The organism is Pseudomonas sp. SLBN-26, assembly GCF_006715895.1.
Taxonomy (GTDB): Bacteria; Pseudomonadota; Gammaproteobacteria; order Pseudomonadales; family Pseudomonadaceae; genus Metapseudomonas; species Metapseudomonas otitidis.
In genome coordinates this window covers 2,216,271-2,235,000 of the sequence record NZ_VFOB01000001.1, presented here as the reverse complement: position 1 = coordinate 2,235,000, position 18,730 = coordinate 2,216,271, and the positions used below count along the sequence as shown (strand labels likewise).

Below are 18,730 nucleotides of genomic sequence, written 5' to 3'. Positions count from 1 at the left end.
CTGGAGGACCGAACCGACTCCCGTTGAAAAGGTAGCGGATGACTTGTGGATCGGAGTGAAAGGCTAATCAAGCTCGGAGATAGCTGGTTCTCCTCGAAAGCTATTTAGGTAGCGCCTCACGTATCACTCCAGGGGGTAGAGCACTGTTTCGGCTAGGGGGTCATCCCGACTTACCAAACCGATGCAAACTCCGAATACCTGGAAGTGCCGAGCGTGGGAGACACACGGCGGGTGCTAACGTCCGTCGTGAAAAGGGAAACAACCCAGACCGCCAGCTAAGGTCCCAAAGTTGTGGTTAAGTGGGAAACGATGTGGGAAGGCTTAGACAGCTAGGAGGTTGGCTTAGAAGCAGCCATCCTTTAAAGAAAGCGTAATAGCTCACTAGTCGAGTCGGCCTGCGCGGAAGATGTAACGGGGCTCAAACCACACACCGAAGCTGCGGGTGTCACGTAAGTGACGCGGTAGAGGAGCGTTCTGTAAGCCTGTGAAGGTGAGTTGAGAAGCTCGCTGGAGGTATCAGAAGTGCGAATGCTGACATGAGTAACGACAATGGGTGTGAAAAACACCCACGCCGAAAGACCAAGGGTTCCTGCGCAACGTTAATCGACGCAGGGTGAGTCGGCCCCTAAGGCGAGGCTGAAAAGCGTAGTCGATGGGAAACGGGTTAATATTCCCGTACTTCTAGTTACTGCGATGGAGGGACGGAGAAGGCTAGGCCAGCTTGGCGTTGGTTGTCCAAGTTTAAGGTGGTAGGCAGGGTGCTTAGGAAAATCCGGGCGCTCAATGCCGAGAGCTGATGACGAGTTATCTTTTAGATGACGAAGTGGTTGATGCCATGCTTCCAGGAAAAGCTTCTAAGCTTCAGGTAACTAGGAACCGTACCCCAAACCGACACAGGTGGTTGGGTAGAGAATACCAAGGCGCTTGAGAGAACTCGGGTGAAGGAACTAGGCAAAATGGCACCGTAACTTCGGGAGAAGGTGCGCCGGTGAGGGTGAAGGATTTACTCCGTAAGCCCATGCCGGTCGAAGATACCAGGCCGCTGCGACTGTTTATTAAAAACACAGCACTCTGCAAACACGAAAGTGGACGTATAGGGTGTGACGCCTGCCCGGTGCCGGAAGGTTAATTGATGGGGTTAGCGCAAGCGAAGCTCTTGATCGAAGCCCCGGTAAACGGCGGCCGTAACTATAACGGTCCTAAGGTAGCGAAATTCCTTGTCGGGTAAGTTCCGACCTGCACGAATGGCGTAACGATGGCGGCGCTGTCTCCACCCGAGACTCAGTGAAATTGAAATCGCTGTGAAGATGCAGTGTATCCGCGGCTAGACGGAAAGACCCCGTGAACCTTTACTGTAGCTTTGCACTGGACTTTGAGCCTGCTTGTGTAGGATAGGTGGGAGGCTTTGAAGCGAGGACGCCAGTTCTCGTGGAGCCATCCTTGAAATACCACCCTGGCATGCTTGAGGTTCTAACTCTGGTCCGTCATCCGGATCGAGGACAGTGTATGGTGGGCAGTTTGACTGGGGCGGTCTCCTCCCAAAGAGTAACGGAGGAGTACGAAGGTGCGCTCAGACCGGTCGGAAATCGGTCGCAGAGTATAAAGGCAAAAGCGCGCTTGACTGCGAGACAGACACGTCGAGCAGGTACGAAAGTAGGTCTTAGTGATCCGGTGGTTCTGTATGGAAGGGCCATCGCTCAACGGATAAAAGGTACTCCGGGGATAACAGGCTGATACCGCCCAAGAGTTCATATCGACGGCGGTGTTTGGCACCTCGATGTCGGCTCATCACATCCTGGGGCTGAAGCCGGTCCCAAGGGTATGGCTGTTCGCCATTTAAAGTGGTACGCGAGCTGGGTTTAGAACGTCGTGAGACAGTTCGGTCCCTATCTGCCGTGGACGTTTGAGATTTGAGAGGGGCTGCTCCTAGTACGAGAGGACCGGAGTGGACGAACCTCTGGTGTTCCGGTTGTCACGCCAGTGGCACTGCCGGGTAGCTATGTTCGGAAGAGATAACCGCTGAAAGCATCTAAGCGGGAAACTCGCCTCAAGATGAGATCTCACTGGGATCTTGAATCCCCTAAAGGGCCGTCGAAGACTACGACGTTGATAGGTTGGGTGTGTAAGCGCTGTGAGGCGTTGAGCTAACCAATACTAATTGCCCGTGAGGCTTGACCATATAACACCCAAACAATCTGGTGTTGTTGGTGAAGTCGACAAACCGAAAGTTCGATTGAACCGCAAAGTACTGTCACATACCCGAATTCGGGTGAGCGTCTCGACGATCACCCTAAAGAATTGCTTGACGACCATAGAGCGTTGGAACCACCTGATCCCATCCCGAACTCAGTAGTGAAACGATGCATCGCCGATGGTAGTGTGGGGTTTCCCCATGTGAGAGTAGGTCATCGTCAAGCACCTATACCAAACCCCCGATCATCGAAAGATGGTCGGGGGTTTGACTTTGCGCGGATGAAAATCGCGCAAGAGCGACCCCTGATCATTCGAGTCTGCGAGCTTTCCGCTGAGTCTTGTTTATCCCTGTGAAAGGATGTCCCAGTCACAGCGGGATGACTGTCTTCCGCTCCCATCCGTCGACCGCTCACCTCCTGGCGTTCGCCATTTCGCAGACACAAAAAAGCCGCCTATTGGCGGCTTTCGCTGTGGTGGAGAGTTAATCCCCCCGGTATTCACATCCGCTTGTGCACGTCTCGTGTATCCGTACTCGGCTCAGTTCCGGGATCAGCGGCTTGACCTGCTGCCAGATCCACTTGGCCAGCACTTCACTGGTGGGGTTTTCCAGGCCGGGGATGTCGTTCAGGTAGTTGTGGTCCAGTTGCTCGTAGATGGGCCTGAACAGTGCCTTGATCTCCGAGAAGTCCCGAATCCAGCCGGTATGGGGGTCAACGTCCCCTTCGATATACAGGGCGACTCGGAACGAATGGCCATGAAGACGACCGCACTTGTGCCCGGCCGGTACGTGGGGGAGGCGATGGGCTGCCTCGAAGATGAATTCCTTGAAGATTTCCAATCTGCTGCGCCCTGGCTGAAAGGGATTTCGGGGGCGCGAGTGTATCAGGTGCGCTGTGTGTTTTCGTGCCGTCCGGCGCTAGCCTGGCTTCAGCGAAGGCCCAGGCGCTTTGCCAGGCGTAGAAGGTTGGCGCGATCCAGTCCCAGATCGCGTGCCGCCGCTGCCCAGTTGCCCTGATGATGCTGCAGCCCGGCCTCGATCAGGCGTCGCTGGTAATCATCGACGGCTTCCCTCAGGTCACGGACCTCGCCGGCACCTGCTTCGATTGCACCGGATGTCGCAGTCACGCCCTCCTGGAGCATGGGCAGCGCCAGGTCGGAGGCGTCGATCGTCAGGATACGTGGTCGCTGGGGGCGTACAGCGGCCAGCGCCTTGAGTCCCGCCCTACCGATCAAGTGCTCCAGCTCCCGCACGTTCCCTGGCCAGTCATAGCGGAGGAGGGCGGCCTGTGCGTCTGCCGCCAGGCGCAGGCTGCGTAGCCCGAGCTGGGCCCGGTTGCGTTCGAGGAAGAAGCCCGCCAGCAGCAGCACATCCCGCCCACGCTCCCGCAATGGCGGGACCAGCAGCGGATACACACTCAGCCGGTGGTACAGATCGGCGCGAAAACGGCCTTGCCTGACCTCCTCGGCCAAGTCCCGGTTGGTGGCTGCGATGACCCGCACATCCACCCGGTGCTCCCGATCCGAACCGACGCGCTGCAGTTGCCCGCTCTGCAGCACCCGCAGGAGCTTCGCCTGGACGGCCATGGGCAGCTCGCCCACTTCATCGAGGAACAGCGTTCCCCCGTCGGCCAGCTCGAACTTGCCTCGACGATCATTCACCGCGCCCGAGAACGCCCCGCGTACGTGACCGAACAGCTCGCTCTCCACCAGCGTGTCCGGGAGCGCCGCGCAGTTCAGGCTGACCATCGGCATCCCGTGCCGGGGCGAGCGGGCATGGATCGCCTGGGCCACCAGCTCCTTGCCAACCCCCGTTTCCCCGGTCACCAGCACCGTCAGCTCGCTGTCCGCCACCGTTGCGATCTCCGCCAGCAGCGCCTTGTGCGCAGCACTCTGGCCGATCAGTTCACGAGGCGCCGGCTCGCCGGCGGCCTGGCGGTAAGCATCCGCCCGTTGCCGTTCGTCCTGTGCGCGACGCTCCAGATCATGCATGCGCTCCGCAGCCTTCACCGTGGCGGAAGCCAGGCTGGCGAACTGTTCCAGTGTCTGCAGGTCCTGCTGTGAAAAGCGCGATGGATCCAGGGCGTCCAGCGTCAGCAAACCCCATGGGCGCTCATCGAGGTAGAGCGGGCACCCCAGGCAGTCATGCACCTCCAGGTGCGCGTGATGGCCCTCCACCAACCCGTCGTAGGGATCGGGCAGGTCACAGTCCGCAGGAAAGTGCGTAGGGGATCGCTGTTCCAGCAAGGCCGCGAGACGGGGGTGATCGGCCACGCGGAAGCGCCTGCCCAGGGTATCGAGGCTCAGTCCATCCACTGCCAATGGCACCAGGTGCTCATCCTCCAGGCGAAGAAGTGCCGTGGCATCGCACGGCAGCAACCCGCGGAGGGCTTCCAGCAAGCGACGATAGCGCTCGCGTTCGGGCAGGTCGCGGGAGAGGTCGCTGACCAGGGGAAGCAAGGTCTGCAGCAAGGAGGGCGCAGTCATAATGACTCCATGTGTGTCGTTAAGACATGGTGTCAAGTGTAGTCAAATTAACCCGAATAAATACAACTCACTGAATATAAAGGGAAAATTTTCTGGCACGAAAACTGGAATAGCCAAGGTGACCCATCACACCACAAGGGAAACCCCCATGCTGTCCAGCCAAGCCCGTGCAATCGTCACTTCCACCATCCCGCTGCTGGAAACCGGCGGCGAAGCGCTGACCACCCACTTCTACCGCATCATGCTGACCGAGTATCCCGAGGTTCGCCCGCTCTTCAACCAGGCCCACCAGGCCAGTGGCGACCAGGCTCGCGCTCTGGCCAACGGCATCCTCATGTATGCCCGCCACCTTGATCGCCTCGACGCCCTGGGGCCGATGGTCGGGCGCATCGTCGCCAAGCACGTTGCCCTGCAGATCCTGCCCGAGCACTACCCCATCGTCGGCGCCTGCCTGCTGCGGGCGATTCGCGAGGTACTGGGCGAGGAGATCGCCACCGACGAGGTGATCGCCGCCTGGGCCGACGCCTACCAGCAGCTTTCCAGCCTGCTGATCGCTGCCGAGGAGGAGGTGTACGCTGCCAACGCCGAGTCCGAAGGCGGGTGGCGGGGCGGTCGTCGCTTCCTGGTCCGGCAGAAGGTGGTGGAGAGCGAAGAGATCACCTCGTTCTACCTGGCTCCCGCCGATGGCGGCCCCGTCCAGGCGTTCATCCCCGGGCAGTTCATCGGCCTGCGGCTGGACATCGATGGGCAGGAGGTGCGCCGCAACTATTCCCTGTCCGCCGCACCCAATGGCCGCGACTACCGCATCAGCGTCAAGCGTGAGCCGAACGGCAAGGTTTCCAACCACCTGCACGACCGGGTCGGGGAGGGCGACGCCCTCGAACTGTTCGCCCCCGCCGGCGACTTCATCCTGCGCCCTGGCCGCAAGCCCCTGGTGCTGATCAGCGCCGGCGTCGGTATCACCCCCGCCCTGGCCATGCTCGAAGCCGCCAACGGAAGCGGTCGACCGATCCACTTCATCCACTGCGCCCGCAATGCATCCGTGCAGGCTTTCCGCCCCTGGCTGGAAGAGATGACCGCGCGCACGCCCAACCTGCGACTCCACACCTGCCTCAGCGAACCGAACGCCGGTGACCGGGCCGATGCCATCGGCCTGCTGAGCCGCGACCAACTCGCCCAGTGGCTGCCCGCCTCCCGTGATGTCGAGGCGTACTTCCTCGGTCCCAAGCCCTTCATGGCCATGGTCAAGAAACACCTCGCCGCGTTGGGCGTGCCGGCTGCACAGTGCCACTACGAGTTCTTCGGCCCGGCTGCCGAACTGGATGCCTGAACCGCCGCCCGGCACCCCGGTGCCGGGCCTTTCCTGGAGGAGTTCGCCATGCGCCCTGTCCCTTGCCGTTACCCCTTGCTGAGCCTGGCCCACCGCCTGCTGGCTGCCGGCCTCGCGCTGCTGCTGGTTGGCGTCGTTGGCGCCTATGGGCTGGATCGTTACCTCGCGCTGCCCGCCCAGGTGCTGGCCCATGGACTGGTCATCCTGGGGCCCACGCTGATCAAGGTCGGCTATGTCATCCGTCTTACCGCACTGCAGCGGCTGCATCGGGAGGCCTGCCATGCAACTGCGTGACCGTCGCCGCGAACTGGCCATTGCACCGCTCTGGCGCCTGGGGTTCCGCCCCTTCTTCCTGGCCGGCAGTGCCTTTGCGTTGCTCGCGGTAGCGGCCTGGCTGGGCGTGCTGAGCGGGCTGCTTCAGGGTTGGCAGCCCACCGGAGGCTGGCTCGCCTGGCACCGTCACGAGATGCCCTTCGGCTTCGCCATAGCAATCATTGCCGGCTTCCTGCTCACCGCCGTGCAGAACTGGACCGGCCAGCCGGGCCTTGCCGGTCGCCCCCTGGTCGGCCTGTTCGTGGTGTGGCTGCTGGCGCGCCTGGCCTGGCTGGCCGGTGTGCCCCTGGTGATGGCGGCGCCCCTGCAACTGGTCTTCCTGCCCGTGCTGGCCTGGGTGATCGGCCGTCGCCTGTGGCGGGTGCGACAGCGCAACAACTACCCGGTGGTGCTGATGCTTCTGCTGTTGGCAGTGGCCGATGGGCTCGTGGTGCTGGGCATGCTCGCGGGCAACGACGCCTGGCAGCGCCAGGGTGTGCAGGGTGCGCTCTGGCTGGTGGCCGCGCTGATGGGCTTGATCGGCGGGCGGGTGATCCCGTTCTTCACCCAGCGCGGGTTTGGCCTGCCCAGCCAGGTCAAGGCCTGGCCCTGGCTGGAGTGGGGCACCCTGGGGCTGTCGCTGGGCGTGGCGCTGTCGACGCTCATGGGCGCCGCCAACCGGCCTGTTCCGTTCCTGGCGCTGCCGTTCGCCGTGCTCGGGGCGGGGCACCTGCTGCGCCTGGTGCGCTGGTATCACCGGGGCATCTGGCGGGTGCCACTGCTCTGGTCACTGCACCTGGCATTCGCCTGGCTGGTGGTGGCGCCGCTCGGCCTGGCGGCCTGGCACCTGGGCTGGCTGGCGGGCAGCAGTCCGGCCCTCCACGCCTTGGCGGTGGGGGCCATGGGTGGGTTGATCCTGGGGATGCTGGCGAGGGTCAGCCTGGGGCACACCGGGCGCGCGCTGGTGGCACCAGCGGCGATGGGCTGGGCCTTCGGCCTGCTCAACCTGGGGGCGGTGCTGCGGGTCTTCGGCATCGGGATTTGGCCACTGGCCAGCCTGCTGCTGGCCGGGGCCTGCTGGATCCTGGCCTTCGCCCTGTTCCTTGGGCACTACGGGCCGATGTTCTGGCGGGCCCGGGTGGATGGCCAGCCGGGCTGAAGGGCAGAGGGTCAGGGACGGGCGGCGCGCAGGCGGGCCAGTTCCTGCTTCAGCCAGTCTGCGGAGAGCTGCTCCTGACCGGCGCAGTTCACCTTGTAGGGCTTGCCGCTCATGCTGCTTTCCGTGGCGGCCCGGGCGATGAAGCCCTCGGCGTTGTCCACCAGGCCCTTGTTTTCCAGGTAGTCCAGCTTCTTCTGCAGGTGCTGCCGTGCTTCGGCGGCGGGGTATTCACTGCCGTTGCGGATGAACAGGCAGCCACTGCTCTCCACGAACCCCAGCAGGGCGTTGATCTCCTGCTGGCTCCGCGCGTCCAGCTGGGCCTGGCTCGGGGTGGTCGCAAGCAGCAAGCAGCTGGCGCAGATGGCCCGCCAGGTAACGGTGGAAGCGCGCATCGTTCCAATACTCCATGTGGCTCAAAGGGGTGTGGCGTTTGTACCAGGGGCCGACCGGCAGGGCGACGTCCTCCGTCACGACTTCGGCATAGTTCTGCAGCGGTCGCAGCGGATAGCCCAGCGGATCGGCCGGCGCATACACATTCAGCCAGCGCGCGGCGTGCTCAAGGCCCGCCGGCAGGCAATGGCCGGGAAAGCGGATCGGCCGCACCGGGTCGTAGGCGAAGGTGAAGAGCGGGATGTTGCAGCCGAAGGTCACCAGGCCCGCCAGGGTTTCCAGCGCGAGAAAGGGATCGCGCGGACAGCTGGGCGTGGTGTTCAGCTTCTGCTGGTCCCAGACGAAGTTGGAGAAGATGTGCCCGCCCAGCGAGTGGGCCAGCACCACCAGCGGCGTGGTCGGTGCCACCTTGGCCCGCAGGGCGGTGAGGCCGTTGCGCAGGCACTGGTGCACTTCTTCATAGGTGGTGTCGTAGGCTTGGCTCACCTTGCGGTAGCCGCTGGCATCACCGAGGAACAGCGTCACTGCTTCGCGCAGCCAGCGCCAGGTCACCGGTTCGTGCTCCAGGCGGTCGAGGTAGGCCCGCTCGCGGCGGTCCAGCACGCTGGCCCAGTACAGGCTCTGGAAGGCGATGGCGTCGGCCTCCACACCCAGCTCCCGGCGCAACCCGCCGATAAGACCCTGGGCATAGCTGTACTGGCCCTCGGCATCGCGCTGGTCGGGCTGGCTGCCAATGCCATGCAGGATGGCGACGGCGAGTTTCATGAATCCTTCCTTGGAACAGATGGGGTCAGAGGGGCAGCAGGCGCTCGGCGAGGCGGCCGCTGTCGGCCAGTTCGAGGAACTCGTCGCCCAGCCGCTGGCTTTCCGCCATGGCCTTGCGCCAATAGCGCTCGCGGCCGTCGTCGTCGCCCAGGTAGCGGGTGAAGTCCTTGCGGTCCGGCAGCTTGCCGTGGGGCAGGGTGGCCAGGTAGTCCCTCGACGGTGCCAGCAGCAGCACGTCCTGCAGGCGCTCGGCATCGCCACGGCGCCAGGGCAGGCCCTTGTCGAACCAGCCGGGGATGACCTTGTCGGTGAAGTGCGGGTAGAGCACCACCCCGTCGCCCTGGTAGGGCAGGTCCAGGTGGTAGTCCAGCAGGCCGCCGTCGCGGTAGGTGCCGGGGCCGACGCCGGGGATGTCGCGCACCCCCTCCATCACCATGGGAATGGAGCCGGAGGCCAGCAGTGCATGGCGCAGGTTGGCACCGTCCAGGGGCAGGCAGCGCGAGGGGAAGTCGTTCAGCGGCGCCAGCGGCGGTGCCAGGCGGCTGTCATGCAGGATCACCCGCTCGAAGTGGCGTGCCAGGCGCGGGCGGCCCAGCAGGTTGGCGCCGATCACCGAAGACAATCCCAGGCCCAGTGCCCCCCGACGGTCGTGGGCGAGCAGGCCGTGGCTCTTCACCACCACCACGTTCAGGCGGTAATGCGGGTTGCTCAGCACCTGCTGGTCCTGGTCGTCGAGCAACTGGTCCAGCATCGCCGTGCAGCGGCGGCTCACGTCCGCCATGCTCACGCCCTTGGGGAAGCGCTGCGAGGTGTACAGCTCGCCGAGGCGACGGAGGCCTTCCGCGGCGTCCGGCAGGCAGGCACTGGCGAAGCGCCAGGAGCCGATCGAGGCGCCGATCAGCGAGCGCTCCTGGGGCGCACGGGGCAGCCATTCGCCGAACAGCGCCAGGTCCAGGCCCTGGATGCCCAGCGCCTTCGGCCCGCCCGCCGCGCCCGGGAGGATCTTCACATCCGCCGGTTGCAGGCCACGCTCGCGGATACGGGCCAGGGCCCGCTTGCCGGCGCGCAGTGTAAGGGCGGGCGACTTGATGTGAATGGCGCTCATGGGGGCCTCCGAAAAAAGCGAGGCAGCGATTATAGTGGCCCGCGCCTGCGGACCAAGTGCTTTCAGCGCGTGAATGATGCCTCCGCCTGTAGCACGATGACGCCCCAGCAACGGGGAGCCCGGCGAATTCAGCTTGAATTAATGGCGACTGGCTACAGTGGACCCATCTAAAGACAGCGCCCCTCACAAGGAGAAGCCACGATGAAAACCCTTACCGCTCTGTTCGCCACTGCCGTTCTCGCCACCACCTCCAGCCTCGCCCTGGCCCGCGACCTGGGGCCAGACGAAGCGCTCCGTCTGCGTGACGCCGGCACCATCCAGTCCTTCGAGAAGCTCAACGCCGCCGCCCTGGCTCAGCACCCCGGTGGCACCATCAACGAGACCGAACTGGAAGAAGAGTACGGCCGCTACGTCTACCAGGTGGAACTGCGTGACGCCAAGGGCGTGCAGTGGGACCTGGAGCTGGACGCCACCAACGGCCAGGTTCTGAAGAACCACCAGGACGACTGATGCGCCTGATCATTCGCTACAGCGGCATCGTCGCCCTGGTCCTGGCCACCTGCACCCTGCAGGCCATGGCCCGCGACCTGGACCAGGACGAAGCCCTCAAGCTCCGCGAACGAGGGGTGATCATGCCCCTCGAACAACTCCTCGACCGCGCCCTGGGGCTCTACCCCGGGGCGCGTCTGTTGGAAGCGGAGCTGGAGGAAGAGGACGATATCTACGTGTACGAAGTGGAACTGCTGACCACCGATGGCGTGGTTCGCGAGCTGGAACTGGATGCCCGCGACGGTCGCATCCTGAAGGACGAGGAAGACGACTGATGCGCCTGTTGTTGGTGGAGGACCATGTCCCCCTGGCCGATGAACTCCTGGCCGGCCTGACCCGCCAGGGCTACGCCGTGGACTGGCTGGCCGACGGCCGCGACGCCGCCTACCAGGGCGCCAGCGAACCCTACGACCTGATCGTGCTGGACCTCGGCCTGCCGGGCCGCCCCGGCCTCGAAGTGCTGCAGGAGTGGCGCGCCAATGGCCTCGCCACCCCCGTGCTGGTGCTCACCGCGCGGGACTCCTGGGCCGAGCGCATCGAAGGCCTCAAGGCCGGTGCCGATGACTACCTGACCAAGCCGTTCCACCCCGAGGAACTGGCCCTGCGCATCCAGTCCCTCCTTCGCCGCGCCAAGGGCCTGGCCAACCAGCCGCACCTGGAGGCCGCCGGCCTGCAACTGGACGAAGCCCGCCAGTGCGTGCTGCGTGACGGCGAAGAGGTGACCCTGACCGCCGCCGAGTTCCGCCTGCTGCGCTACTTCATGCTCCACCCCGGGCAGTTGCTCTCCAAGAGCCACCTGGCCGAGCACCTCTACGACGGCGAGACCGAGCGCGACTCCAACGTCATCGAGGTCCACGTCAACCACCTGCGCCGCAAGCTCGGCCGCAGCGTCATCGAGACCCGGCGTGGCCAGGGCTACCGCTTCACCGGAGTCACCGGGTGAGGTCCATCCAGCGCCAGCTTTCCCTCGGCCTGGTCGCCCTGCTGCTGGTGGTTGGCCTGCCCCTGGCCCAGCTCAGCCTGTGGTTGTTCGACGATGGCCTGCGGCGTTACCTGGAGAACAACCTGCGCAGCGAAGCGGAAGGCCTGCTCGCCGCCCTGGTGCGCGGCCCCAACGGCATCCAGCTGGACGAGCAGAAGCTCAACCCCGCCCACCAGCAGCCCTTCTCCGGGCGTTACTTCGTGATCCGCATCGACGACCGCCCCTGGCGCTCCCGCTCGCTCTGGGACAGCGAGCTGCAACTGCCCGAGCGCGCCGGCCTGGCCGCCGACCTGCTGCCCGGCCCCCGCGAGCAGCGCCTGCTCACCTACCGGGGCGACTACCGGCGCTTTGGCCGCCAGGTGGTCATCGTCGTCGCCCAGGACTACACCCCCGTGCTGGAAGACTTCCGCCGCGTGCAATGGACCGGCGTCGCCCTCGGCCTGGCCGCGCTGCTGCTGATCCTCGGCCTGCAGCGCTACACCGTCCGCCGCGCCCTGCAACCCCTGGAGCGGGTGCGACAGCAGATCGCCCAGTTGCAGCAGGGCCAGCGCAGCGACCTGGACACCCGGGTGCCCCAGGAGCTGGAGCCGCTGGTGGGCCAGGTCAACCACCTGTTGGCCCATACCGAAGACACCCTGCGCCGCTCGCGCAATGCCCTGGGCAACCTTGGCCACGCCCTCAAGACCCCGCTTGCCGTGCTGGTCAACCTGCAGGACCGGGAGGAGCTGCGCGAGCATCCCGAACTGCGCGCCACCCTCACCGAGCAGCTGGAGCAGATCCAGCAACGCCTCGCCCGCGAACTGGGGCGCGCCCGGCTGGCCGGCGAAGTGCTGCCCGGCGCGCACTTCGATTGCGACGCGGAGCTGCCGACCCTGTTCAACACCCTGGCCATGATCCACGACAGCGCACTCGACCTCGACTGGAGCGTCGAGCCCGGTCTGCGCCTGCCTTGGGACCGGGAAGACCTGCTGGAACTGCTGGGCAACCTGCTGGACAACGCCTGCAAATGGGCCGAGACCCAGGTCCTGCTGGGCATTGCCCGAGAGGGCGACGGCTACCGGCTGTGCGTCGACGATGACGGCCCCGGCATCGCCGAGGACCAGCGCCAGGCCGTGCTCGAGCGTGGCACCCGCCTCGACGAACAGGTGGCCGGGCATGGACTCGGCCTGGGCATCGTGCGTGACATCGTCGACGCCTGGGGCGGCCGCCTCGCCCTGGACAGCAGCCCCCTCGGCGGCCTGCGGGTGCGTATCGACCTGCCCGCGCCTCGCCGTTGACGGCACGCAGTGCGGTTGGTATCAGGCCTGTCTAGTCTGTAGGCAACCCAACAAGGACCCGCCCCATGCATGCATTCGATGCTCCCCATCCGCCGCAACTGGCCCGGCTGCTCGGTTTTGCCGGGCTGGTGCCCTTCGTCACGGGCGCACTCGGCATCTGGCTGACCCCGATCGGCTGGCGCCCCCTGGTGCTGGCGGCGTTGCTGGACTACGCCGCCGTCATCCTCGCGTTCATGGGGGCCATTCACTGGGGGTTGGCCATGCGCGCCGGCCAGGAGGACACCCGCGCGCGCCTGCAGCTGGGCTTCTCGGTGATTCCCGCATTGTTCGGCTGGGTCGCCATCTCCGCCGGGTTGCCCGCTGGCCTGGCGGTGGCCGTGTTCATTCCGGCGTTCATCGGCCTTTATCTGGCCGACCTGCGTGCCGTGCGCCTGGGCCTGGCACCGGGCTGGTACCCGGCGCTGCGCCGCCCGCTGACCATCGGCGTGGTCACCAGCTTGCTGGTGGCCTGGGGCGGCCTGCTACTCGGCCAGCCAGGCTGACACCGTGGCCAGCGCCGCCTCGCGGCGCTCGGCCCAATCCCCCTCAAGTACCACGTAGCGCTGCCCCCGGGCCTTCAGCCACGCCTCGCTGGCGTGGAAGAATGCCAGGCGTTCGGCCAGTGCCGGCTGGCAGCGCTGCCCATCGCCCACCCAGGGCACGCCCTCCGGGCTCAGCAGCAGGTGCAGGTCGTAGCGGCGCTCGTCCAGGGCCGTCTCCAGCCAGGCCGGGCAGTCGCCAAACAGCGTGCGGCTCCAGAGGATGTTGCTCAGCAGGTGGGTATCCAGCACCAGCAGCGCCGGGCGCTCGGCCCGTGCCGCGTCCTCGCGCTGCAACTGCCCCCGGGCGATCAGGGGAATGTCGGCGTAGCAGGTGTCGCGCTGCTGCTCGTCGATGAACTCGCGCACGTACTCGCCCACCACCCGGCCGCCGAAGCGCACGGCGATCTCGCCGGCCAGCCAGCTCTTGCCGCTGGACTCGGGGCCGGCCAGTACCAGCACCTTCATGCCGAGGCCGCCAGGGGTTGGCGCCACTGCCGCCAGCCATGCACCGCCAGCAGGGTGAACAGCGCATAGAGCGCGGCGGTGAGGTAGAGCCCCTTGTAGGTGAACAGCCCGACGAAGATCACATCCACCACGATCCACAGCGCCCAGCACTCCAGGCGCTTCTGCGCCATCCACACCTGGGCCACCAGGCTGAACCCGGTCAGCGCCGCGTCCAGCCAGGGGGCGGCGGCATCGGTGTGGGTGGCCATCACGTAGCCCAGCGCCAGGCTGCCGGCGGCCCCCAGGCCCAGGCCCGTCGCCAGCTGCGCCGGCGCCAGGCGGCTGACCTCGCGGCCGTCATGGCGGGCGCCGCCCCGGGTCCATTGCCACCAGCCGTAGCCTTGCAGCACGGCGTAGATGCCCTGCAGCAGCATGTCGGAATAGAGCTTCACCTCGAAGAAGATCCAGACGTAGATCAGCACCATCACCAGGCCGATGGGCCAGCACCAGATGTTCTGCCGGGCGGTGAGCCAGACGGCCAGCACGCCGAGCGCGGCGGCGAAGAGTTCAAGCGGTGACACGGGCGACCCTCGTTCGATGGAGGGGCGATTGTAGCGGCTCCCACCTGCCGCGCCAGCGGCGGCAGGTGGGGCAGGGGAGGGCTCAGATGCGGAACTGGCGCAGCAGGTGGCCGAGGCGTTCGGCCAGCTCGTTCAGCTGGTGGCTGGCGCTGCGGGTCTGCTCGGCGGCCATGGCCGTGTCGTGGGCCAGGCTGGCGGCCTGGGTGACGTTCTGGTTGACGTCCTCCACCACGTGGGACTGCTCCAGGGTGGCGCTGGCGATGGAGGCATTGAGGCCCGTGAGGTTGCGCAGCGACTGACCGATCTGTCCCAGGCTCTCGCCGGCCTGGCTGGCGCGTTCCACCGTTGCCTGGGTGGCCCGGCTGCTCTCGTCGATGACCTTCACCGCCGCCTCGGAGTTGGCCTGCAGGCGCTCGATCATGCTCTGGATCTCCGCCGTGGATTTCTGCGTCCGCTGGGCCAGCAGGCGCACCTCGTCGGCCACCACGGCGAAGCCACGGCCCTGTTCCCCGGCACGGGCGGCCTCGATGGCTGCGTTGAGCGCCAGCAGGTTGGTCTGCTCGGCGATGGAGCGGATCACCTCCAGCACGCTACCGATCTGCGAACTTTCCGCTGCCAGGGAGCGGATCACCTCCACCGCCTGGCCGATGGTGCTCGCCAGGTCGCTGATCTGCTGGATGCTGGCATCGATGCTGGTCTGGGCCAGGCGCGCCTGGTCCTCGGCGGTGCGTACCTCCTCGGCGGCGTGCTCGGCGTTCTTGGCCACGTCCTGCACGCCGTAGGTCACCTGGTTGATGGCGGTGGCCACCAGCTCCATGCGCTGGGACTGCTGCTCGCTGTGGGCGTGGCCGTCCTGGGCGATCCCGCCCAGGGCGCTGGCCGACTGGTCCAGCGCACCGGCTGCCTCCAGGGATTGGCGGATCACCCCCCGCAGCTTGCCGGTGAAGGCGTTGAAGTGGCTGGCCAGCGCGGTCACTTCATCCCGGCCGTGGGTGTCCAGCTGGCTGGTGAGGTCCCCCTCGCCGCTCGCAATGTCGGCCATGGCACCCACCACGTCCTTCAACGGGCGGGTGATGCTGCGGGCGATGAGCATCACCAGCGCGGCCATCAGCAGGGCGATGACCAGGCCGATGGCCGAGGCTTCGAGCGCCTGGTTGCGGAACTCGCCCTCCATGTCGTCGATGTAGATGCCCGAGCCGAGCACCCAGCCCCAGGGCTGGAACAGCTGCACGTAGGACACCTTCGGCACCGGGTCGGAGGCACCCGGCTTGGGCCAGCGGTAGTGGACGAAGCCCGCGCCCTTGGCCTTGGCCACCTCCACCATCAGGTTGAACAGCGGCTTGCCGTCCGGGTCCTTGTAGCCGGAGAGGTCCTGGCCCTCCAGCTTCGGGTTGGTCGGGTGCATGACCATGCGCGGGCCCAGGTCGTTGATCCAGAAGTAGTCGGCCTTGTCGTAGCGCATGCCGCGGATGGTCTCCATCGCCTGCTTCTGCGCCGCCTCGCGGGTCAGCGTGCCCGCGGCTTCCAGGCCCTGGAAGTACTGCAGGGTGCCCATGGCGGTCTGCACCACGTGCTGGGTCTTCAATTCCTTGCCGACGAGCAGGTCCTCATGGATCTGGCGGAGCATCAGCACCCCGAGGATCAGCAGCATCGACACGGCGACGACGAGGATCAGCCAGAGTCGCTGGCTGATGGGCAGGCTGCGCAGATTCATGAATGAAATACTCCCGCGATATTGTTGTTTTTCCCTAAGGCGACAGAGGCACGCTGCAGGTTTTGTCTGATAGCATTTCGGCCCTTTCGCCCGAAACCTGAGCATGCACCGCAGGACGCCCGGGAACCCAGTCGACCAAGGTCGGTCATAGAGCCGCCCGTCAGCCGTGCCGGCAGACACACCAACGCACTTAAATTTAGTCGGGCCACGACCGCGTGTGCCCTGGGGAGATTCGATGGATTTGTGGACCGCCTTCCAGGCCCTGTTGCTGGGTATCGTCGAGGGCCTGACGGAGTTCCTGCCGATCTCCAGCACCGGTCACCAGATCATCGTCGCGGATCTGATCGGCTTCGGCGGCGAGCGCTTCGAAGCCTTCAACATCATCATCCAGCTTGGTGCCATCCTCGCGGTGGTCTGGGAATACCGGCGCAAGGTCCTCGACATCGTGGTCGGCCTGCCGCGCCAGCGCAGCGCCCAGCGCTTCACCCTCAACCTGCTGGTGGCCTTCCTCCCTGCCGTGGTGCTGGGGGTGGCCTTCGCCGACCTGATCCACCACTACCTGTTCAATCCCATCACCGTGGCCACCGCCCTGGTGATCGGCGGCGTGATCATGCTCTGGGCCGAGCGCCGCCAGCACACCATCGAGGTCGACACGGTGGACGAGATGACCTGGAAGCACGCGCTCAAGGTCGGCTGTGCCCAGTGCCTGGCGCTGGTGCCCGGCACCTCCCGTTCCGGCGCCACCATCATCGGCGGGTTGGTCTTCGGCCTCTCGCGCAAGGCCGCCACCGAGTTCTCCTTCTTCCTCGCCATGCCCACCATGGTCGGCGCGGCCGTCTACTCGGGCTACAAGTACCGCGACCTGTTCCAGCCCGCCGACCTGCCTGTGTTCGCCCTGGGCTTCGTGGTGTCCTTCGTCTTCGCCATGCTCGCCGTGCGTGCGCTGCTGAAGTTCATCGCCAGCCACAGCTACGCCGTGTTCGCCTGGTACCGCATCGGCTTCGGCCTGTTGATCCTCGCCACCTGGGTCTTCGGCGTGGTGGACTGGAGCACCGTCCAGGCCTGACGAGGCCGAGGTATTCGCCGCATCGATGAAGGCGCGCCACGGGCGCGCCTTTGTCATAGTGGGCCCCCGCCATTGCCCGGAGGCTCACCATGGTTCCGCTCGAACACCGCCTGCTGGCCGTCAACGGCATCCAGCTCGCCCTGCACCTGGCCGGGCCGGAGGATGGTCCGCCGGTCTGGCTGCTGCACGGCTTCCCTGAGTGCTGGCTGGCCTGGCGCCACCAGATCGAACCCCTGGCCCGTGCCGGCTACCGCGTGCTGGTGCCCGACATGCGCGGCTATGGCGCCAGCAGCGCTCCTGCCGACCCGGCCGCCTACGACCTGCTGACCCTCTGCGCCGACATCCGCGCCGCCATGGACGCCCTCGGCCAGGCCCGCGTCTGCGTCGTCGGGCACGACTGGGGCGCGCCCATCGCCTGGCACCTGGCGCTGCTGGAGCCCCAGCGCGTCCAGGCGGTGGTGGGCATGGCCGTACCCTTTGGCGGCCGGCCCCGGCAGCCGGCCACCGAGGCTATGCGCCGCCACTTCGCGGATCGCTTCAACTACATCCTCTACTTCCAGCAGGTCGGCCTGGCCGAGCAGGAGCTGGATGCCGACATCCCCTGCACCCTGCGCATGATGCTGCACCACTGTTCCGCTGCCGTGCCGCTGGGGCATTTCCTCCAGGAGCGCCCCGCCGGCTCGCGGCTCTTCGATGGCCTCGAAGACCCCGGCCAGCCGCCGGTGTGGTGCGAGCCGGAAGCCTTCGCCGGCTACTGCAAGGCCTTCGAGCGCCACGGCTTTCGCGGTGCGCTCAACTGGTACCGCAACTTCGAGCGCAACTGGGCGCTGACCGAGCCCTTGCAAGGGCAGCGGGTGCTGCAGCCGGCGCTGTTCCTCATCGGCGACCACGACCCGGTGGGCCTGCTGGAGGCCCACACGCTGAAGCAGATGCCGGAGGTGGTGCCAGCCCTGGAGGCCCATCGGATCGAGGCCTGCGGGCATTGGCTGCAGAGCGAGCAGCCCGAGGCGGTGAATGAGCGCCTGCTGGGGTTCCTGGGGCGGCACTACCGCTGAGGGGCTGGGCGGCGCAGCACCAGGTAAAGCAGCGGGCCGATGGAGGCGAAAACCGCCGTCAGCAGGTAGAAGGGCAACAGGTAGGCCAGGCTCCGGCCCTGGCGGCGGTTGTCCTGGTACATCCAGACCGCGATCAGGGCGCAGGCCAGGTACAGGTCGATCACCACCTGGGCGGTGTCCGGCCGGCTCATCAATTGAGCACCGAAGGCCAGCAGCGACTGTTCGCTGATGGCCATCACATAGAGGGTGTAGCCACCAAAGGCGAGGAGAGCGGCGAGGGCGAGGGGGCGGGCAGGCATGGCGACATCCTTGTTATGGGTATGGACGCCGAATCTGCCGCAGTGCCCCCGCGCCGGCAATGAGGCATCGGGTCGCCCCAGGCGGTTCAGTCCAGCAGCAACCCCACCCGCTTGTACTTCGGCAGGCGTGCCACCACCAGTTGGTGGGAGCGCGTCAGCAGGGCTTTCAACTCGGCATCGCCGAGGGCCGGTGGCATCGCCACGCTGACCCAGAAGGCTCGGGCCAGGTAGGGCGCCGGGCGGATGCCGGGGCGGTCGACGTAGCCGAGGAACAGGTCGGGGTCGACCTTGAAGGCGATGTCCTCGCCGAGGAAGTCGACGATGGCGAACATCTTGTTCCCGGCCACCGAGAACACCCGGTTCGAGCCCCACTTGAGGTCTTCCCGGGCGCCGGGCAATTGCAGGCAGAACGCGGCGATCTCGTCAGCGGTCATGGGCAGCTCC

20 protein-coding genes and 2 rRNA genes (1 of these 22 running past the window's edge) are annotated in these 18,730 nt (G+C 66.0%); 12 read left to right on the top strand and 10 right to left on the bottom strand.

The window, feature by feature from the left end:
• Positions 1–2,179: ribosomal RNA gene (locus FBY21_RS10235) — 23S ribosomal RNA — on the top strand; it begins 713 nt to the left of the window's first position.
• Between the two features lie 122 nt (positions 2,180–2,301).
• Positions 2,302–2,417: ribosomal RNA gene (gene rrf / locus FBY21_RS10230) — 5S ribosomal RNA — on the top strand.
• 257 nt (positions 2,418–2,674) lie between these two features.
• Here rrf and queD read toward each other — a convergent pair.
• Complete coding sequence (gene queD / locus FBY21_RS10225; protein ID WP_044408942.1) at positions 2,675–3,031, bottom strand: 6-carboxytetrahydropterin synthase QueD; 357 nt, start codon at positions 3,029–3,031, stop codon at positions 2,675–2,677.
• A gap of 89 nt (positions 3,032–3,120) precedes the next feature.
• Positions 3,121–4,677: a nitric oxide reductase transcriptional regulator NorR gene (gene norR, locus FBY21_RS10220; RefSeq protein WP_142010801.1), complete on the bottom strand. Its 1,557-nt coding sequence runs from the start codon at positions 4,675–4,677 to the stop codon at positions 3,121–3,123.
• Between the two features lie 148 nt (positions 4,678–4,825).
• Between norR and hmpA the strand changes: the two genes are divergently transcribed.
• Genes hmpA through FBY21_RS10205 form a run of 3 tightly spaced genes read left to right on the top strand, consistent with a single transcriptional unit; the run spans position 4,826 to position 7,478 of the window.
• A complete protein-coding gene (gene hmpA / locus FBY21_RS10215; protein ID WP_142010797.1) occupies positions 4,826–6,007 on the top strand; it encodes an NO-inducible flavohemoprotein in 1,182 nt (393 codons plus the stop codon).
• A gap of 48 nt (positions 6,008–6,055) precedes the next feature.
• Positions 6,056–6,301: a transmembrane sensor/regulator PpyR gene (locus tag FBY21_RS10210; RefSeq protein ID WP_142010795.1), complete on the top strand. Its 246-nt coding sequence runs from the start codon at positions 6,056–6,058 to the stop codon at positions 6,299–6,301.
• The gene (locus FBY21_RS10205; protein ID WP_142010793.1) at positions 6,288–7,478 is read left to right on the top strand and encodes an NnrS family protein; all 1,191 of its coding nucleotides are present in this window, start codon (positions 6,288–6,290) and stop codon (positions 7,476–7,478) included. The genes FBY21_RS10210 and FBY21_RS10205 overlap by 14 nt, the downstream gene beginning before the upstream one ends.
• A gap of 11 nt (positions 7,479–7,489) precedes the next feature.
• Here FBY21_RS10205 and FBY21_RS10200 read toward each other — a convergent pair whose 3' ends face one another.
• The 3 genes from FBY21_RS10200 to FBY21_RS10190 are packed head-to-tail and all read right to left on the bottom strand — an operon-like array spanning position 7,490 to position 9,738.
• On the bottom strand, positions 7,490–7,747 hold the full coding sequence (locus FBY21_RS10200; protein WP_253543703.1) for a DUF5329 family protein: 258 nt from the start codon (positions 7,745–7,747) through the stop codon (positions 7,490–7,492).
• Positions 7,707–8,633: a hypothetical protein gene (locus tag FBY21_RS10195; protein WP_044408956.1), complete on the bottom strand. Its 927-nt coding sequence runs from the start codon at positions 8,631–8,633 to the stop codon at positions 7,707–7,709. The genes FBY21_RS10200 and FBY21_RS10195 overlap by 41 nt, the downstream gene beginning before the upstream one ends.
• Before the next feature lie 25 nt (positions 8,634–8,658).
• Positions 8,659–9,738 carry a patatin-like phospholipase family protein gene (locus FBY21_RS10190; protein WP_142010791.1) on the bottom strand — a complete coding sequence of 360 codons (1,080 nt, stop codon included), beginning with the start codon at positions 9,736–9,738 and terminating at the stop codon, positions 8,659–8,661.
• Between the two features lie 201 nt (positions 9,739–9,939).
• Between FBY21_RS10190 and FBY21_RS10185 the strand changes: the two genes are divergently transcribed.
• The 5 genes from FBY21_RS10185 to FBY21_RS10165 all read left to right on the top strand — a co-directional run bounded on the left by FBY21_RS10185 (position 9,940) and on the right by FBY21_RS10165 (position 13,088).
• Entirely contained in the window at positions 9,940–10,248 is a 309-nt protein-coding gene (locus tag FBY21_RS10185) for a PepSY domain-containing protein (protein WP_069562585.1), read from the top strand.
• Positions 10,248–10,562, top strand: coding sequence for a PepSY domain-containing protein (locus FBY21_RS10180; protein WP_044408964.1), 315 nt, complete (start codon positions 10,248–10,250; stop codon positions 10,560–10,562). The genes FBY21_RS10185 and FBY21_RS10180 overlap by 1 nt, the downstream gene beginning before the upstream one ends.
• On the top strand, positions 10,562–11,230 hold the full coding sequence (locus FBY21_RS10175; protein WP_044408967.1) for a response regulator transcription factor: 669 nt from the start codon (positions 10,562–10,564) through the stop codon (positions 11,228–11,230). The genes FBY21_RS10180 and FBY21_RS10175 overlap by 1 nt, the downstream gene beginning before the upstream one ends.
• Positions 11,227–12,546, top strand: coding sequence for a sensor histidine kinase (locus tag FBY21_RS10170; protein ID WP_142010788.1), 1,320 nt, complete (start codon positions 11,227–11,229; stop codon positions 12,544–12,546). The genes FBY21_RS10175 and FBY21_RS10170 overlap by 4 nt, the downstream gene beginning before the upstream one ends.
• 65 nt (positions 12,547–12,611) lie before the next feature.
• A complete protein-coding gene (locus tag FBY21_RS10165) occupies positions 12,612–13,088 on the top strand; it encodes a DUF3429 domain-containing protein (protein WP_044408976.1) in 477 nt (158 codons plus the stop codon).
• Here the strand turns inward: FBY21_RS10165 and FBY21_RS10160 are convergent.
• The 3 genes from FBY21_RS10160 to FBY21_RS10150 all read right to left on the bottom strand — a co-directional run bounded on the left by FBY21_RS10160 (position 13,068) and on the right by FBY21_RS10150 (position 15,866).
• Positions 13,068–13,592 carry an AAA family ATPase gene (locus FBY21_RS10160; RefSeq protein WP_142010786.1) on the bottom strand — a complete coding sequence of 175 codons (525 nt, stop codon included), beginning with the start codon at positions 13,590–13,592 and terminating at the stop codon, positions 13,068–13,070. The two genes, FBY21_RS10165 and FBY21_RS10160, sit on opposite strands and share 21 nt — an antisense overlap.
• Positions 13,589–14,152: a nicotinamide riboside transporter PnuC gene (gene pnuC, locus FBY21_RS10155; RefSeq protein WP_044408981.1), complete on the bottom strand. Its 564-nt coding sequence runs from the start codon at positions 14,150–14,152 to the stop codon at positions 13,589–13,591. The genes FBY21_RS10160 and pnuC overlap by 4 nt, the downstream gene beginning before the upstream one ends.
• A gap of 82 nt (positions 14,153–14,234) precedes the next feature.
• Positions 14,235–15,866 carry a methyl-accepting chemotaxis protein gene (locus tag FBY21_RS10150; RefSeq protein ID WP_142010783.1) on the bottom strand — a complete coding sequence of 544 codons (1,632 nt, stop codon included), beginning with the start codon at positions 15,864–15,866 and terminating at the stop codon, positions 14,235–14,237.
• Between the two features lie 235 nt (positions 15,867–16,101).
• On the opposite strand from FBY21_RS10150, the gene FBY21_RS10145 reads away from it, so the two are divergent.
• On the top strand, positions 16,102–16,932 hold the full coding sequence (locus tag FBY21_RS10145) for an undecaprenyl-diphosphate phosphatase (protein WP_142010781.1): 831 nt from the start codon (positions 16,102–16,104) through the stop codon (positions 16,930–16,932).
• Positions 16,933–17,021: 89 nt separating this feature from the next.
• Entirely contained in the window at positions 17,022–17,987 is a 966-nt protein-coding gene (locus FBY21_RS10140; RefSeq protein WP_142010779.1) for an alpha/beta fold hydrolase, read from the top strand.
• Here the strand turns inward: FBY21_RS10140 and FBY21_RS10135 are convergent.
• Positions 17,978–18,286 (bottom strand): DUF2834 domain-containing protein, encoded by a 309-nt coding sequence (locus FBY21_RS10135; RefSeq protein ID WP_142010776.1) that lies wholly within the window; start codon positions 18,284–18,286, stop codon positions 17,978–17,980. The two genes, FBY21_RS10140 and FBY21_RS10135, sit on opposite strands and share 10 nt — an antisense overlap.
• A gap of 86 nt (positions 18,287–18,372) precedes the next feature.
• On the bottom strand, positions 18,373–18,720 hold the full coding sequence (locus FBY21_RS10130; RefSeq protein WP_142010773.1) for an MmcQ/YjbR family DNA-binding protein: 348 nt from the start codon (positions 18,718–18,720) through the stop codon (positions 18,373–18,375).
• Positions 18,721–18,730: the final 10 nt, after the last annotated feature.

Coding starts and splice junctions, on each gene's coding strand:
- norR (WP_142010801.1), bottom strand. CDS start 4,677: ATGACTGCGCCCTCCTTGCTGCAGACCTTGCTTCCCCTGGTCAGCGAC.
- hmpA (WP_142010797.1), top strand. CDS start 4,826: ATGCTGTCCAGCCAAGCCCGTGCAATCGTCACTTCCACCATCCCGCTG.
- FBY21_RS10210 (WP_142010795.1), top strand. CDS start 6,056: ATGCGCCCTGTCCCTTGCCGTTACCCCTTGCTGAGCCTGGCCCACCGC.
- FBY21_RS10205 (WP_142010793.1), top strand. CDS start 6,288: ATGCAACTGCGTGACCGTCGCCGCGAACTGGCCATTGCACCGCTCTGG.
- FBY21_RS10195 (WP_044408956.1), bottom strand. CDS start 8,633: ATGAAACTCGCCGTCGCCATCCTGCATGGCATTGGCAGCCAGCCCGAC.
- FBY21_RS10190 (WP_142010791.1), bottom strand. CDS start 9,738: ATGAGCGCCATTCACATCAAGTCGCCCGCCCTTACACTGCGCGCCGGC.
- FBY21_RS10185 (WP_069562585.1), top strand. CDS start 9,940: ATGAAAACCCTTACCGCTCTGTTCGCCACTGCCGTTCTCGCCACCACC.
- FBY21_RS10180 (WP_044408964.1), top strand. CDS start 10,248: ATGCGCCTGATCATTCGCTACAGCGGCATCGTCGCCCTGGTCCTGGCC.
- FBY21_RS10175 (WP_044408967.1), top strand. CDS start 10,562: ATGCGCCTGTTGTTGGTGGAGGACCATGTCCCCCTGGCCGATGAACTC.
- FBY21_RS10165 (WP_044408976.1), top strand. CDS start 12,612: ATGCATGCATTCGATGCTCCCCATCCGCCGCAACTGGCCCGGCTGCTC.
- FBY21_RS10160 (WP_142010786.1), bottom strand. CDS start 13,592: ATGAAGGTGCTGGTACTGGCCGGCCCCGAGTCCAGCGGCAAGAGCTGG.
- FBY21_RS10150 (WP_142010783.1), bottom strand. CDS start 15,866: ATGAATCTGCGCAGCCTGCCCATCAGCCAGCGACTCTGGCTGATCCTC.
- FBY21_RS10145 (WP_142010781.1), top strand. CDS start 16,102: ATGGATTTGTGGACCGCCTTCCAGGCCCTGTTGCTGGGTATCGTCGAG.
- FBY21_RS10140 (WP_142010779.1), top strand. CDS start 17,022: ATGGTTCCGCTCGAACACCGCCTGCTGGCCGTCAACGGCATCCAGCTC.
- FBY21_RS10135 (WP_142010776.1), bottom strand. CDS start 18,286: ATGCCTGCCCGCCCCCTCGCCCTCGCCGCTCTCCTCGCCTTTGGTGGC.
- FBY21_RS10130 (WP_142010773.1), bottom strand. CDS start 18,720: ATGACCGCTGACGAGATCGCCGCGTTCTGCCTGCAATTGCCCGGCGCC.